The organism is Apilactobacillus zhangqiuensis (genome assembly GCF_019656215.1).
Classification (GTDB): domain Bacteria; phylum Bacillota; class Bacilli; order Lactobacillales; family Lactobacillaceae; genus Apilactobacillus; species Apilactobacillus zhangqiuensis.
In genome coordinates this window covers 111,722-127,536 of sequence record NZ_BPLK01000002.1, presented here as the reverse complement: position 1 = coordinate 127,536, position 15,815 = coordinate 111,722, and the positions used below count along the sequence as shown (strand labels likewise).

Below are 15,815 nucleotides of genomic sequence, written 5' to 3'. Positions count from 1 at the left end.
AAGGAACCCGAAATATCGGGTTCCTTTTTTATTTACATATCGCCTTTTCTTCTTAGGCGTTGTTCATCCAAATAGGCATAGATGTATTCAAAGCCAACTTCGACGATGTCATTTAACGGAATCTTTTGACCGTAAATGAAGAAGTTTACCGTTTCATCCAATAAACTAAACTTCATTGATTCCGGACCAATCTTTTCTGGGTAACCCAAAAAGTTACTACCAGACTTTAATTGAAGACGAATCAATTGGCGCTTGTTCATGGATTGAGTCAAAATGGCATTTAGATTATCCTCGGTACTATCGAATTCACGTGAATCGTTTAACACCGGTTGTGATGCATTATGATCAGCAATGTTTTGGTCCTTCATTAGTTGAACCAATTCAAGGTAATCGTTGCCAACTGTGACGCGTTGAATGCCATTCATTCTGATGAAGACATATCCACCAAATTGCCCGGACATGTCGACAACCTTTAGGATAGCTCCACTGTCGTTTAACATGATGACTTCACCAACGTAGAAGAAGTGATCATTGTATCGACAACGAACTTCAACTAGGTTGTGATGATGAAATGAATCATTTAATAAATCGATAATATTATTGATTGATTCGGCAGTCTTGGCAATGTTTTGTTCTTTAACCTTGCCAATCACCTTACTCATGACACTTAGTTCACGTCCCTGGAATTCAATAATCATACTTTGATTAAAGCCCATGGTAACCAATTCGTTTTGCATGAAGTCGAACTTGTTAATGCGCAAAAACTTAAAAGAATCGTTGCTGATTTTTTTAACCATCCCTGTGTAAAAACGTTCCGCTTCATTGTCATGAATTAAGATAACTTCTTGGTTTAAGTATGCTTGGATTAAAATTTGTGGGAACAAGTTGTTGTTAGTATCAAAATGTAATTCGCTGGGTTTGGATTCCATTAATCCTTCTTCCTTTGCGATTTGCATCTTTTCTTTGATACTATCCAAGTCTTCACTTTGGCGTTCAACACTTTCGATGATGGCAGTCTTCATCGAAACGTATCCATCGGCTAAACCACTTGATTCATATGTGGCAATGATGACTTCATCGTCGTTATAATTTTGAATATAGCCAGTGTAGAAAATATCTCCTGTATTTAGGTAGATATTAACCAACTGTTCCTTGTTCATTGCTGCATTCAAATCTGCAATGATAGAGTTCATAAACATCCCTCACTCTATGATATTGCGTTACTCATAAATCTAGCTAGTTCTTCACCAGACTTGTGCGCACTTAACGCAATAATTAGTTTAATACGTGCTTTTTGACCGTTTAGACCGTGACAGAATTCTAAGCCCATTTCTTCTAGTTGAATCCCCCCACCTTCGTAGGCGTAAATGTCTTGGGCAACCCCACTTAGACATCTGGAAACCAAAATGACTGGAATGTTTCTGTCGACTAAACGTTTAACTGAAGCTAGTGTTTCTGGAGGTAGGTTACCAGCACCTAGTCCTTCAATTACTAATCCGTTAGTTTGATCGTTATCTAAGGCGTCAAACAAGGTGCCGTCCATTCCGGCAAAGGCCTTGATTAAGTACACGTGATCGACTAGTGAATCAACGTTAACAACTTCACTTTGGATTAGTTCTTGGTAAAATGTTGGTTCATGCTTGGAAATAATTCCGATTGGGCCAAACGTTGGTGTTCTAAATGTAGCTACGTTAGTAGTGTGGGTCTTAGTAACGTATCTAGCGGTATGAATTTCATCATTCATTGCCACTAAGACACCCTTGTTCTTAGCTTGTGGACTGGCAGCAGTTGCTGCAGCATTCAATAGGTTATATAGACCATCTGAACCAATTTCATTAGATGAACGCATGGCACCAGTTACGACAACTGGAAAATCATTGGCCAATGTTAAATCTAAGAAGTAGGCAGTTTCTTCTAAGGTATCAGTACCGTGGGTAACAACGACACCATCGTATCCCTGTTTTCTAGCTTCTTTAATTCTGTTGGCAATTTCAAGCATTCTATCAGGGGTCATATGAGGAGATGGTAAGTTAAAAATCTCCTCGTTAGTAATATCGATTCCTTGATCTAATAAATTATCTTGTTGATTCGCGATTGGATTTTGTTCGTTTTGAACAACTTCTCCGCTTTCGTCTTGAGACATTGAAATAGTTCCACCGGTGTGAATAGCTAAAATATGCTTCAAGATTATCCCCCCTTGTTTCTATCAAATAGTACTTTCCATTGTACCTTATAATCGTGAAACTGAACAATTATATTAATGATAAGGATTGCTTTTTTCGCAAAATTCGTCTAATATTGAATTACAAAATTAAATCAGTTATTGCCTATATATTTACCATAATAAGGTTGGTAAGTTTCTACCCGAAACCGTAAAGTTCGGACTATAAGCAAAAAGATGAAGGTCTCTTTGCTTTTTCTAGCATTGAGGCTTTTTTATTTTTCTGGGTAATAATTAAATATTAGGAGGAATTTTGTTTGGATAATCATGAAAGCAATTTGCAACAGGTGTCCCAAGTCAAAGCAGCCATTTTAGGTTTCCAACACTTGTTAGCAATGTATTCAGGTGACGTTATCGTTCCATTGCTAATCGGTGCTTTCTTACACTTCAATGCAGCTCAAATGACTTACCTGGTTTCTGCAGATATTTTTATGTGTGGGATTGCCACACTACTACAACTTAAGAAGACCCCAATTACTGGGATTGGTCTTCCCGTTGTATTGGGATGTGCGGTACAAGTTATTACACCACTTGAAACTATCGGTGGTACTCTAGGTGTCGCATATATCTATGGAGCTATTATTTGTTCTGGTTTATTCGTATTCTTAATCTCAGGACTTTTCGCAAAACTACGTAAGTTCTTCCCACCAGTAGTTACTGGTTCACTAATTACCATTATTGGTTTCTCATTGGTACCAGTTGCCGTGCAAAACTTGGGTGGTGGAAATGCTTCAGCTAAGAACTTCGCCGACCCTCACGATTTAATCGTCGGTCTAATCACCATGGCCGTTATTATATTGATTAACATCTTTGGAAAAGGTTTCTTCAGATCAATTTCAGTATTAATTGGAATGGTAGTCGGAACTGTGATTGCATATGCACTTGGCATGATTTCATTTGCTTCAGTTGCACAAGCTAGCTGGTTCCACTTCCCACAACCTTTCTACTTCGGTACACCTCACTTCAGTTGGTCAGCTATTTTAACCATGATTTTAGTATCATTAACTACCATGGTTGAATCAACCGGTGTCTTCTTGGCATTAGCTGATTTAACTGGTCGTAAGTTAAGTGAAAAAGACCTAGCTAATGGTTACCGTGCTGAAGGTATCGCCGCTATGCTTGGTGGTGTCTTCAACACCTTCCCATACTCAACTTTCTCAGAAAACGTGGGTGTGGTTCAACTATCAGGTATTAAGACAAAACGTCCAATCTACTACGCTGGATTATTCCTATTAATCTTAGGTTTACTTCCTAAGGCTGGTGCTGTGGCAACCGTTATCCCAAGTTCAGTACTTGGTGGTGCCATGGTCGTAATGTTTGGTATGGTTGGGGTTCAAGGTATCCGTATTCTACAAAGCGTTGACTTCACCAAGAATGCTAACCTATTAATTGTTGCCCTATCAGTTGGTACTGGTATTGGTGTGACAGTTTACCCACAAATCTTTAGAGCTCTTCCACAGGCTGCTCAAATCATCTTAGACAACGGTATCGTTGTTGGTGGTTTCCTAGCTGTTTTATTAAGTTTCTTATTCAGCTTAACTGGTCAAATTGAATTGGAAGACTAATCAATGTAAAATGATAACCATCATGTATAATATGCATGATGGTTATTTTTTTGGAGGCAATTATGGATAATAACGAAAGATTTTACGAACCTAAAAACTCAAAAGACGCAATGCGTTTTATCGAACGCCTATTCAACTCATACAAAGACTCCCCTTTGACTCAATCTCTTTTGGTCTACCACCAAAAATTGATCAATCAACTAAGGGATAATATCGAACCAGCTGCTAAAAGCGAAGGCATTGAAAGTCGCGTTAAGGCAGCACAAAACATGCAACGCATCATGGGTGACTGGGTGCAAATCAAGATGGCGGGCAAGCCTTACAACGGTCGTATGCATCATTTTGATTTCCAACCAGATTCAGCTCAACAAAAGTTCAAGAGAAACAACATTAAACTTTCAAATAACGGTGGCCACCAATCAAGTCGCCACTAAAAAAAGCCGCTTTTACAAGCGACTTTTTTATTTACTGTTTTTTCTTTTGGCACATAACAAGATGTAGCAAAGAATTCCAGCAACGATAAAGATGAAACCATCAGTAATCGCAACGCTATCAATTCCTCGGTAAAAGGCATTGTGTACAATTGATAACAATGATGAGTTATGCATCTTTTCAGCGATTTCACTACCCGCCAATGGTCCAGCATTTTGGAACACGTGCATGAATGAATCACTCATCTTAGAAGTAACTAAGTGATCGTTGTAGGTATCGGTCAATGCTAAACCTAAAACAACAAGGCCTAGACTAGTTCCGAATTGTTTACCAACGTTTAGTAATCCAGAAGTCATCCCGATTTCCTTTGGTTCAACCGAACTAACGGCAATGTTAGATGAGAGTGGATTAACGAATGCATTGGCTAACCCAAGTGTGACAAATGTAGGAATCAAACCATACCAGTGGTTTTGGTTCCCCAAGAAGATTGGTAAGACAAACATTCCGACACCGGCCAATAATAGCACAAAGCTGATGATTAGACCTGGATTGATTTTGGTAGCAATCTTTCCAGATATTGGTCCAATCACAAGTGAGAACGCACTAATTAGCATTAGTTGAGATCCACTTTGTAGTGCTGAGTAGCCCATATAGTTTTGCGATAGCACGATGATGTAGCTAAATGCCGCGTAGATGGCAATTCCTAATGTTAGGTTGGAAATGGCACTTCCAACAACCTGTCTGTTTTTTAACAAACCAAGATCTAACATTGGACTTGAAAAGTGTTTTTCCCAAACGGCAAAAATGGCGATTAGAATAACACCAGCTGCCAACAAGGCAAATACGTGCATATCGAACCAAGAGTATCCATAGTGGTTTTCTTTTTGAATTAAACCTAAAATAATACAGAACATAAAGGCAAATGATAATAGCATTCCAATAAAATCGATTTTGCCACTATTAAACGTCTTAGAAGTTGGAATATATCTGGCACTCATAAATAGTGCGATTACTCCGATTGGGATGTTCATCCAAAATATGGATTCCCAACTAAAGAAGCTAAGTAGGATTCCCCCGAATAATGGACCAAGTGCGGTGGATAAACCAGCCACACTTCCCCAAACACCGAGTGCTAAACCTCTAGATGGTCCTTCAAAGATGTCGGCAATAATACTCATGGAAAGACTAAGCATTCCGGCACCACCGATTCCTTGAATTCCACGGAAGATGATTAACCAAGTAATACTTGGTGCGACACTACATGCTAGTGAGAAAGCAGAGAATAATACCAAACTGATGATAAAAATGCGTTTTCTCCCTATTAAGTCCCCTAACTTAGAAATCAGGAACAACACAGCCGCAAACATTAATGTATAAGCATTAATGACCCATTGTAACTGGCTAAAACTGCTGTTAAAGCTAGTTTGAATGGTTGGTAGAGCAACGTTTACAACGGTAACGTCTAACAGACCCATGAAGAATCCTAGACAGACGGCAACCAATGCAAACCATTTATTTCGACTTTGCATAACAAGTCTCCTTCGTATAGTATTTCCTTCGCGTCTAGCTAACGCGAACCCACCTATCGATATGCCTATCGATTGTTCCCACCGAGGAACACTATACTGTTTTAACTAATATATCATATTAACGTATTATTATATTTTCGACTAGTAAAAGCTATTTGCTAGCAACTTGGCCCACCTATTTGTATAATAATCTTCTATTAAAGTATAGGTGGTGGATTGATGAAGTACGACAAATATTTGGATGATTTAGAATACGAAGATGCCGATACAGTCTTAGGTAGTGTCATGAGTGCTGCGGGCTTTCCTAAGATTGACAACATCGAGGACGCCTGTGACGTTGCCTACTTATCAGGGGATGCGTCCGATCGTAAAATCATTGAGCAGCATCAACCCATGTTTTATAACACCTTAGACCATCGTCTGGTCAACAAACAAGACGTGATTAATGTAATCGAGTACCTCAAACAAAATAAAAAGTGAAACCAAAAAATGATTTCACTTTTTATCTGATATGGTTTTAATTTTATTTCAATAAGTGATAATGTATCATTTGTAGACAGCTAAAGGAGGGATGGAAATGAAACTATTATTAGGTGAATTTATCGGAACCTACATAATGTTATCTTTGGGGTTAGTGACCAGTGTTATCATTAACTACTTCTTATTTCCCAAAGGTCAAAATCGTTTTATTACCGGATTTTACTGGGGCGTTAGTATCCTGCTTCCATCCCTTCTAACGACTTTCTTCTTTGGGACCGCCGAATACAATCCGGTCGTTTCACTCACCCTAGCAGTTAACCACCAAATTCACTGGTGGCTAATGATTGGTGAAGTGATTACCCAAATTCTCGGTGCTTGGCTAGCATCCCTAACCGTTAAGGTCGTGTGGTCAAAATGGTTGGCTAGCCTTCCTTTGAACTTGAACTTCTATGCAACCGTCCCTCGTGACGTCAACAATTGGAAGCGTAACTTCAAGTGGGAAATCATCGGGACCTTCTTGATTATCGTTAATACAGAAATGCAAAATGACATCAATGCCCAATGGTGGATCAAGACCTTATTCTCATCATTACTAATGATGATTATCATAAGTATCGTTGCTCCAATCACTGGGGCCGCATTCAACCCAACTCGTGATTTGGTTCCTCGTTTCTTCTTTTCTAGAACTTACGACAAACGCCTATCACAATGGAGATATGCGGTGGTCCCTTTCTTAGGACCTATCATTGGTGCCATTTTAGGAATTATCTTTTCAGTTATCTTTAGTCATCTTCTCTACAAGTCATGATGGCAAATGCATTTTCACCGGTATGAACCGCAACAATTGATGAAGTATATTGAACTAATACGTTAACGTTTGGGAATTGTTCTTCCAGACGTTTTTTTAATGCCATCGCAAATTCGTCGCTACCGGTGTAACTGATACCGATAAATTTGTATTTGGTGTTGGCGTTTGTTTCGAAGAATTGGTCTAGCCACTTGGCAATGGTCTTCTTACCACGACCCTTTAGTTGTAACTTTAGGTCATCCGGTAGTAGTTGGAAAACAACGTGTAAATTCATCATCTTTGAGATGATACCAGTTGCCTTGCTGATACGACCACCCTTTACTAGGTTTTCAAGTGTACTTACACCGATGTATAGTTCAGAGTTTTCAATGTCACGGTTAACGTGGTCGATGATTTGATCACGGGTGTAGTCACCTGATTGAGCCATCTTAGCTGCTTCAACGACTAGAAATCCTAAACTTTGGTCGATGTAGTGAGTGTTAACCACTTTAACGTCACCGTCAGCAATTTCACTTGCTTGGGTAGATGCGTGAACAGTACCACTCAATAAATCGGTCATGTGTAATGATAAGACGGTGTCGCCATCCTTGGTTAGTTCATTGTATACTTCAACGAATTGACCGATTGAAGGTTGACTGGTAGTAGGAAAGTCACCCTTTGGATTATCTTTGATGTATTGAATTAATTTTTGACCATTCATATCAACACCATCTTGGTAAGCGTCGTTACCAATGTTGACGTTCAATGGAATTACTTTAATGTCTAATTTGTTAACAGTTTCTTCTGGAATTAGAGCTGTTGAATCCGTCACAATTTTAATCATGTTATATCTCCTCGAATTCTTATTCTACCTATATAATAACGGTATTTAGAATATTTTTCAGTAATTATTTATTTAAATTTAGATTTATTCAAAGAAATAAAAAAAGCCACCGTATATCCGGTAGCTTTTCATGACTATTTTTCATCAATTGCGGCTTGAATCTTACCTAATAGTAAACGACAGATTGGGCCAACAATCACTAATTGTAATGGTAATGCTAAGCATAGGTTTAAGATCCATGCACGACCATACATTGCCCATGTGATGTTTTCAAAACCAAAAGTAACGACGATACCAAATAGTGACATCAAGGTTACCATACCAAGTACCATCATGGTTGAAATGCATAGTGCAATCTTAATTGGTGTTTGTTCCCATTCTGGTTTGAATATATAATTGAAAAAGATAGCTTTAACGATGGGACCAACCAATACTAAATCTAAGATGGCGGCAACTACCAATGCAAGTGGGTATCCCACTAGTACTTCGACGATAAAACCGGCATGAATTCCGCTAGCCATCGCGATGTTATATGCTTCCATCACGATAACCATAAGTCCGGCCATCATCCCAGTAAACATTAATTCTTCTTTAAATCCTCTAGGCATAAATATACCCCTTTCTTTTATCTCTATAATTTAGCCTAGCATATTAAAATTTTTTTCATAAGTTACAATTCTGTTACAAATTACATATCAATTTTAAACGAAAGGAGGAACCATCTTGAATCGAATCGGAATCAGAGACCTAGTCGAGTTTACCCTGAGAAGCGGTGATTTAAATGCCCGTCTAAATAGCTCCAACACCGCCAGAAAGGGCGCCCAAATTCACCGCAAACTCCAAAAGAGTAAGTACATGCACTTTGAGAGTGAATACTATTTAGATACCAAGCTTAAAATTAACGACATCGACTTTCATATTGAAGGCCGTGCCGACGGTGTTTTAATCGACGGTAAGGATGCAGAAATCATTGAGATTAAAACATCTGACGTCGAATTCAAGGACCTACCGGAAAGCATCATGACACTCTACTGGGGCCAAGTAAAGGTCTACGCCTACTTATTGATGCAAAAATTCGAGGAATTAGATGAAGTCAAGATAACTCTCACCTACGTTCAAACCCCAGATGAAGTGATCACCGATAATGAAATCACCGTCAGTCGTGATGAGGCCAAGCAGTTCTTCGACGAACTCATCAGTGAGTACGAAGAATGGTTAAAACTAAGAACCGACATCATCAAGGAACGTAATAAAACCGCCAATAAGATGGCATTTCCATTCAAAGAATTCCGTCATGGTCAACGCAACTTTTCTGCCGTCGTCTACAAGACCATTGCCAATCACAAGCACTTGTTTGCCCAAGCACCAACTGGAACCGGGAAGACTATTTCGACCCTCTTCCCCGCTGTTAAGTCGATGGGCCAAGAACTAGCCAACCGCATTTTCTACCTAACGGCTAAACAAAGTACGCGTATCGTTGCCAAGGAAGCGATGGACTTGATGATGGATAAAGGACTAAAGGCCAAAACTATCACATTGACCGCCAAGGAAAAGATTACCTTTGATGCCGAAAAAGACTTAAAGCCCGAAGATAATCCTTACATGATTGGTTACTACGACCGTTTGAAACCTGCCATCAAGGATGTATTAGAACACGTCGATCAAATCGATTTTGACGTCATCCAACAATACGCTGAACAATACAAGATTGACCCGTTTGAATTCTCACTCGACCTAAGTCAATTCTGCGACGTCATCATCTGCGACTACAATTACCTATTCGATCCACAAGTACACCTCCAACGTTTCTTCACAGTTGAAGATTCAGATAACATCTTCTTAATTGATGAAGCCCATAACCTGGTCAACCGTTCCCGCGATATGTACTCAGCGGCAATTTCTAACAAGTCGTTACCCGATTTAATCAAGGCAACAAAAGATAGCGAGGACAACGAGAGATTGCATAAGGCGCTGAAATCATTTCGCCGTTCATACTCCTTAAACGTCAAGCCACTGACCGAAAGTGAGGAGGAATACATCCACTTGGACAATCCACCAAGTGCATTCGTGAAACAACTTAACAAGCTCTGTGATGTCATCTCCGATTGGTTGGGAAAGGACGAAAAGGATGGAGAATTAAACGACGAAATTGTCGATTACTACTTCACCCTCCTTAGTTTCCAACGTATCGCTGAATTATACGATGACACGTTTAAAACCAGAATGTTCTATGACCGTGATCAAAACGTCATCATCAAACTCTTCTGTATGGACCCCAGCCCATTTATCGGTGAATCATTGAAACTCGGTGGTAGTGCCGTTTTGTTTTCAGCAACGCTATCACCAATGGACTACTATCAAAGAGTCTTGGGCGATGAAGAAGACAGCTTAGTTTATGAAATCGATTCGCCGTTTAATCCGCAAAATCAACAGGTGATTATTACTAACTACATTCAAACCACCTACGCTAAAAGAAAGAATAGTATCCAACCAATCGTTGATACTATTGATGCAATGATTAACACTAAGAACGGACACTACCTAATTTTTCTACCTTCGGGGAAATATTTAAACGATGTCGTCGAAGCATTTGAGAAACAGAATCCAACCATCGATGTCTTAGTTCAGGAAAGTGAAATGAGTCCAGAAGAGCGTCAATCGTTCATAGATACTTTTAAACGCGATGACGACGATACGCTCATTGGATTTGCCCTACTCGGTGGCATCTTCTGTGAGGGAATCGACCTTAAGGGAAGTCACTTGATTGGTGTCGGAATTGTGTCGGTTGGTCTACCCGGTTTGAATCCAGAAAACGATTTAATCAAGTACTTCTTTGATGCCGAAAATGGTCATGGGTTTGACTTTGCCTATCAACTACCAGGATTAAACAACGTCTTTCAGGCAGCTGGTCGTTTGATTCGAACCAACCAAGATGTTGGAAATGTTGTGCTAATGGATCAACGATTCAAGCAAAATCGCTATCAGCAACTATTCCCACGTAATTGGTATCAAGGACAACTATCGACTTCGTATAACATCAATCAAACTAAACAAAAATTAAATCACTTTTGGCAACAACACTAAAAAAAGACTTACGGAAAATCCGTAAGTCTTTTTTTAATTAATTATTTTTCGCGAGCGACACAGACACCTTCTGGAACATGAACATCCTTTTGAACAACGGTTAACTTACCGCTGTTAGTATCACGTTCGTATAAAGTAGCATCGTTAGTATTTTGGTTAACCACGACCATGAACTTTTCATCGCTACTGAAGTTAAAGTCACGTGGGAAGTCACCTTCAGTGCTTGCTAATTGGATTAACTTAACTTTAGCATTGTCATTAACTTCAAAGACCGCAATACTGTTGTTTCCACGGTTTGAAACGTAGACAAATTTGCCATCACTTGATAGACGAATTGCAGCTGCACCATTGTGTTCAGTCCAATCATCAGGAATAGTTGCCACGATGTGATCCAAGTGGAAACTACCATCATTTTGGTCATAGTTAACAACGGCTAGCTTGCTGCTTAATTCACCAACGATGAATGCAACGTGTTTTTGTTCGTCGAAGACAACGTGACGAGGACCAAAACCCGCTTCCATCTTTAATGTAGAAACTTCAGATAAGTCTCCATCATCAGCAATGTCATATACGTAAACCATGTCTTGGCCTAAATCAACGACAACCAAACGGCCATCTGGAGTTAAGTCGGCATAGTGAGGATGCGCACCACTTTGTTGTTCAGGACGTGGGCCAACTTTTCCTTCATGAACGACTTTGTTTAGGTAAGTTAATGAACCGTCTTCTTCAATCTTGTATACCATTACTTCCCCTGTATGGTAGTTAGCAGTGTAGACAAATTGACGACCTTCATCAACAGTAATGTATGCAGGGTTAGTGTCTTCATTTAAACAAACATTGATTTCCTTAGCAGGACGAGTTGAGTTATCTAGTGATAATGCACCACCCTTACCGTTGTCACCCTTATCGATGGCGTATAAACGGTTAGCTTTTGAAACGGCTACATATGTTGGGTTACCTGCTTTGGCAACCAATTGTAAGTTTTGTAATTCCTTTTTATTTTCATCTAATTCGATTTCATAGATTCCTTCACTTGTATCTCTAGTGTAAGTACCAATTAAGAATTTTTCAGTCATAATTAAATCTCACTTTCGCTTCAAATTTAATATCTCCCCTCTATTATTGCATATTTTGCCAATAATGCTAAACAGTTAATTCAAAAATTTATCCTTGAAAAATTTTATAATGTATCTATAATTAAAAATACATAATAATATATTAGGTTTTGATGAGAAAAGTACATAATGGATGATTGCAAAGAGAGTTCATGGTTGGTGGAAATGAACGTTTCAAAGTTATCGAAAATGGTCTCTGAACCTTCGGGAGTGAATAATTTAGCTTCCGACATTTGTGTATGTTACAACACGAAGGAATCAACAGGTTCTGGATAAGATAGTTAATGATATCAATGTATCATTTTAGCTATAAAACTAAGGTGGTACCGCGAAGCATTCGCCCTTTTGTAAGGGACGGATGCTTTTTTTATTTCTAAGGAGGTTTATTTATGAGTTCACATCAGTTTTCAAAAAATTTAAAGGCCAGAAATCTAATCACCATGTCACTTGGTGGTGTAATTGGTACTGGTATCTTCATGAGTACAGGATATTCAATCCAAACGGCTGGCCCAATCGGGACAATTTTAGCTTACGTAATTGGTTCAATTCTGGTCTGTATGGTAATGGCGTGTCTGGGTGAACTATCTGTTCACGATCCAAATACCGGTGCATTTCATACATACGCAAGTAAATACATAAATCCCGGAGTTGGTTTTATTACCGCCTGGATGTATTGGCTAACTTGGACAATTGCGTTGGGTTCCGAATTCATCGCCCTTTCCACCATTGGTCAACAATACTTTCCAAGCATCCCCGTTTGGGGCTTCAGTTTAATCTTCACCGTCATCATTTTATTGCTAAACATCATCAACATGAACCTATTTTCTTCGAGTGAATTCTGGATGTCATTGATTAAGGTATTAGCCTTGGCCGTTTTCTTAGGACTGGGTATCTTAATCATCTTTAAGATCATCCCAATTCATCACACCCAGTTCAAACCATTCTTCGGTCAACTAACCGCTAATGGTATCTTCCCCAATGGTCTAATTCCAGTCATTTCAATCGTGCTATCAGCTAACTTCGCCTTCTCAGGTGCTGAAATGATTGCTGTCGGGGCTGGTGAAAGTCAAAACCCAGAAAAGACCGTCCCACAATCAATCAAACATACTCTAATCATTTTGGTAATTTTATTCATCGGTACCATCGTGGCGTTGGGTTCAATTTTGCCACAAAATGATTCATCACTGGCACAAAGTCCTTTCGTTACTATCTTATCTAACATCAATATTCCATATGCATCAGACATCATGAACCTAATCCTATTTATCACCATCTTCTCGGGTGCTAATTCAGGAGTATATGCTGCTTCAAGAATGCTTTGGTCACTTGCCGACAAGAACACCCTACCAAAAGGACTAGCCAAGTTATCCAAGAACGGCATTCCCGTTTATGGTCTAATCCTAACCATCGCTGGAGGATTATTGGCACTATTCTCTAGTATCTACGCACCCAACACCGTTTACCTAGCGTTGACCGCGATTTCAGCGTTTGCCGTCGTCTTCGTCTGGTTGGTAATTGGTTGGGCGCACTTCAACTTCAGACGCCATTTTATCAAGGTTGGCCACTCCACTAGCGAGTTGAAATACAAGGCTACACTATTTCCACTCCTACCAATTTTAGTCATCATCATCTGTTTGCTTTCATTGGTCGGAATCGCGTTTGACCCTAACCAACGTATCGCCATCATCATCGGAGTGCCATTTGCCATCATCTGTTATGTATGGCACGCACTAGTATATAGAAAGAAGGATCATCATGAATAAAGTAATTAACTGGATTAATCAACGAGACCACATCTTAATCGACAGCTCAATGTCTACCGGTTTGGAAGAACGTGGATTAAAACTAAACTCAAACCTATGGACTGCAGCCGCTCTTGAATCACACGAGAACCTAATCGTCGACGTCCACAAAAAGTACTTCGACGCTGGTTCATCAATGACTACCACCAACACCTACCAAGCCAGTGTGCCTGGTTTAATTAAAGCCGGCTACAGTGAAGAACAAGCTATCGCGTTAATTAAAAAAGCCGTTGAACTAGCCACCCGTGGACGCAATGAATCGACTAACCCTGACCCCAAGTGGCTATTGGGTGGTGTTGGACCTTACGGTGCCTTTCTTGCTAACGGTTCCGAATACACCGGTGACTACTCATTGACAGATGAAGAATACGTTGCCTTTCACGAGGGTCGTATCAAGGCGATGGTCGAAGCCGGCATCGATGTGTTAATCTTAGAAACATTCCCTAACGTCAAAGAACTAAAGGCAATCACCGAGTACACCAAGCAATTCGATGTTCCGGTGATTGTAGCGGCGTCGTTGAGGGATGAATCACACCTAGCTGATGGCAGTTCACTAATCGAGGTGGCATCATTTTTAGAATCACAAGAACACGTCATCGCTTATGGTATAAACTGTACCAAACCACAACTAGTTTCCCCTGCATTAAAGGTATTAAAGCAAAGTCACCCTGCACACAAACCATTCATTGCCTTTCCTAATTCTGGCGCAACCTACAATCCAGAAATCAAAGAATGGAATCATGACGATTTATCATTTGAAGAATTCGATGCATTAATTAATGAATGGTTTGATCTAGACCTTAAGTTTGTCGGTGGTTGTTGTTGCATGACAGAGGCACAAGAACAACACATTCACGACAAGTTTTTTTAAGTAATAAAAGCACCTGATTCCTTTCAAAAATATTTTTTCTCTACTATAATAAAGTCTAGAAAAATTAAGGAGACTTATTATGCGTAGTTTTGAAGGATTAAGACCAATCATCACTGAACATTTTTACATGGATTGGTTAACAGAATTTAAGCTTCAATCAGTCATCGATTTTCAAAAACAACAAGATGAAAAAGCTGATATTATGAGCACTTCCAATTTCATCAATGCAATCATGAATGACATCATGAGCCAAAAAGGATTACTATGGGGTGTCATGGATAAGAACACCAAGCATTTCATCGGTGTCGCTGGTATCTCTAACCTACAAAGCGAATCGCCCATTGTTTACGTCAATGTTTTAAACATTTCTGATGATGCCGAACTGGAATTAATTAGACGAATTGTTCAATTCAAGCATCAATACTGGCCAGAAAAATCGGACCAATTTAACATTTCACCTCTAAACGATAAAATCAAGAGCGCAATTGACGCTTTATAGTTGATTTTATTTGATTTATTAACTTTTTAACCTTATTATTAGGATAGAATAGTTATAAAGTAATAATCAAAGGAGGTAGAGTGTTTGTCTAACGAAATGTATGAAAAGGCATTGGAAACCTTGCGCAGTAACAATGTAAGAATTACGCCTCAAAGGCAGATTATATTAAAGTATTTAATTAATCATGATAACCATCCTTCTGTAGATACTATCTACGAAGCTTTGAAGCAAGAATTTTCTAACCTAAGTATTGCAACCATTTATAACACGTTACAATTATTCGAAAAGTTAGATATCATCATTGCACTACCTGCTGAAGACGGTGGAATTAGATACGATTTCTTTGGTTCTCCTCACTTCCACGCTATTTGTGATAATTGCGGTGAAATCGAAGATATTGACTTCCCTAACTACAAGCAATTAAAGCAAGAATTAGCCAAGGAAGCGATGGATCAAGCCGGTTTTCAAACCAATAAGATTCATATCGAAGTCTTTGGTTTGTGCAAGAATTGCCGCGAAAAATTAGCTAAAGAAGATAATCAATAACAACAAAAAAGAGCTACATTCAAATTGAATGTAGCTCTTT

The 15,815-nt window shown here is 39.2% G+C and carries 15 protein-coding genes, 1 riboswitch and 1 other annotated feature; of the genes, 9 read left to right on the top strand and 6 right to left on the bottom strand.

From position 1 onward, the window contains the following. Positions 1-32 precede the first annotated feature (32 nt). Positions 33-1,193 carry a hypothetical protein gene (locus tag K5Q07_RS01840; RefSeq protein WP_220729329.1) on the bottom strand — a complete coding sequence of 387 codons (1,161 nt, stop codon included), beginning with the start codon at positions 1,191-1,193 and terminating at the stop codon, positions 33-35. A 14-nt stretch (positions 1,194-1,207) separates the two neighbouring features. Continuing rightward, a complete protein-coding gene (locus K5Q07_RS01835) occupies positions 1,208-2,188 on the bottom strand; it encodes an asparaginase (RefSeq protein WP_285289176.1) in 981 nt (326 codons plus the stop codon). 119 nt (positions 2,189-2,307) lie between these two features. Next, positions 2,308-2,407: riboswitch (purine riboswitch) on the top strand. Between the two features lie 71 nt (positions 2,408-2,478). Here K5Q07_RS01835 and K5Q07_RS01830 point away from each other — a divergent pair. Both K5Q07_RS01830 and K5Q07_RS01825 read left to right on the top strand, forming a co-directional pair. Beyond that, a complete protein-coding gene (locus tag K5Q07_RS01830; protein WP_251067617.1) occupies positions 2,479-3,786 on the top strand; it encodes a nucleobase:cation symporter-2 family protein in 1,308 nt (435 codons plus the stop codon). A gap of 62 nt (positions 3,787-3,848) precedes the next feature. Beyond that, a complete protein-coding gene (locus tag K5Q07_RS01825; RefSeq protein WP_054606865.1) occupies positions 3,849-4,220 on the top strand; it encodes a hypothetical protein in 372 nt (123 codons plus the stop codon). A 27-nt stretch (positions 4,221-4,247) separates the two neighbouring features. Here K5Q07_RS01825 and K5Q07_RS01820 read toward each other — a convergent pair whose 3' ends face one another. Continuing rightward, positions 4,248-5,747: an MFS transporter gene (locus K5Q07_RS01820; protein ID WP_220729327.1), complete on the bottom strand. Its 1,500-nt coding sequence runs from the start codon at positions 5,745-5,747 to the stop codon at positions 4,248-4,250. A gap of 219 nt (positions 5,748-5,966) precedes the next feature. On the opposite strand from K5Q07_RS01820, the gene K5Q07_RS01815 reads away from it, so the two are divergent. Beyond that, positions 5,967-6,227: a hypothetical protein gene (locus tag K5Q07_RS01815; RefSeq protein ID WP_220729326.1), complete on the top strand. Its 261-nt coding sequence runs from the start codon at positions 5,967-5,969 to the stop codon at positions 6,225-6,227. A gap of 97 nt (positions 6,228-6,324) precedes the next feature. Continuing rightward, positions 6,325-7,035: an MIP/aquaporin family protein gene (locus K5Q07_RS01810; RefSeq protein ID WP_054606868.1), complete on the top strand. Its 711-nt coding sequence runs from the start codon at positions 6,325-6,327 to the stop codon at positions 7,033-7,035. Here K5Q07_RS01810 and fakB read toward each other — a convergent pair. After that, complete coding sequence (fakB, locus tag K5Q07_RS01805; RefSeq protein WP_220729325.1) at positions 7,010-7,858, bottom strand: DegV family protein; 849 nt, start codon at positions 7,856-7,858, stop codon at positions 7,010-7,012. The genes K5Q07_RS01810 and fakB overlap by 26 nt on opposite strands. Positions 7,859-7,992: 134 nt before the next feature. Further along, positions 7,993-8,466: a DUF2798 domain-containing protein gene (locus tag K5Q07_RS01800; RefSeq protein ID WP_220729324.1), complete on the bottom strand. Its 474-nt coding sequence runs from the start codon at positions 8,464-8,466 to the stop codon at positions 7,993-7,995. 112 nt (positions 8,467-8,578) lie between these two features. Between K5Q07_RS01800 and K5Q07_RS01795 the strand changes: the two genes are divergently transcribed. Then, on the top strand, positions 8,579-10,942 hold the full coding sequence (locus tag K5Q07_RS01795) for an ATP-dependent DNA helicase (RefSeq protein WP_220729425.1): 2,364 nt from the start codon (positions 8,579-8,581) through the stop codon (positions 10,940-10,942). 41 nt (positions 10,943-10,983) lie between these two features. Here the strand turns inward: K5Q07_RS01795 and K5Q07_RS01790 are convergent, their stop codons facing one another. Further along, positions 10,984-12,018 (bottom strand): lactonase family protein, encoded by a 1,035-nt coding sequence (locus K5Q07_RS01790; protein WP_220729323.1) that lies wholly within the window; start codon positions 12,016-12,018, stop codon positions 10,984-10,986. Positions 12,019-12,158: 140 nt separating this feature from the next. Further along, positions 12,159-12,405: a binding site (T-box leader), on the top strand. A 41-nt stretch (positions 12,406-12,446) separates the two neighbouring features. On the opposite strand from K5Q07_RS01790, the gene K5Q07_RS01785 reads away from it, so the two are divergent. The 4 genes from K5Q07_RS01785 (at position 12,447) to K5Q07_RS01770 (ending at position 15,775) form a co-directional block, all read left to right on the top strand. Further along, positions 12,447-13,820, top strand: coding sequence for an amino acid permease (locus K5Q07_RS01785; RefSeq protein ID WP_220729322.1), 1,374 nt, complete (start codon positions 12,447-12,449; stop codon positions 13,818-13,820). Continuing rightward, positions 13,813-14,730 carry a homocysteine S-methyltransferase gene (mmuM, locus tag K5Q07_RS01780; protein WP_220729321.1) on the top strand — a complete coding sequence of 306 codons (918 nt, stop codon included), beginning with the start codon at positions 13,813-13,815 and terminating at the stop codon, positions 14,728-14,730. Before K5Q07_RS01785 ends, mmuM begins: the two co-directional genes overlap by 8 nt. Positions 14,731-14,809: 79 nt before the next feature. After that, positions 14,810-15,229, top strand: a complete 420-nt coding sequence (locus tag K5Q07_RS01775) for a hypothetical protein (protein WP_220729320.1) — start codon at positions 14,810-14,812, stop codon at positions 15,227-15,229. An 84-nt stretch (positions 15,230-15,313) separates the two neighbouring features. After that, positions 15,314-15,775 (top strand): Fur family transcriptional regulator, encoded by a 462-nt coding sequence (locus tag K5Q07_RS01770; RefSeq protein ID WP_251067615.1) that lies wholly within the window; start codon positions 15,314-15,316, stop codon positions 15,773-15,775. The last annotated feature ends 40 nt before the right edge of the window (positions 15,776-15,815 follow it).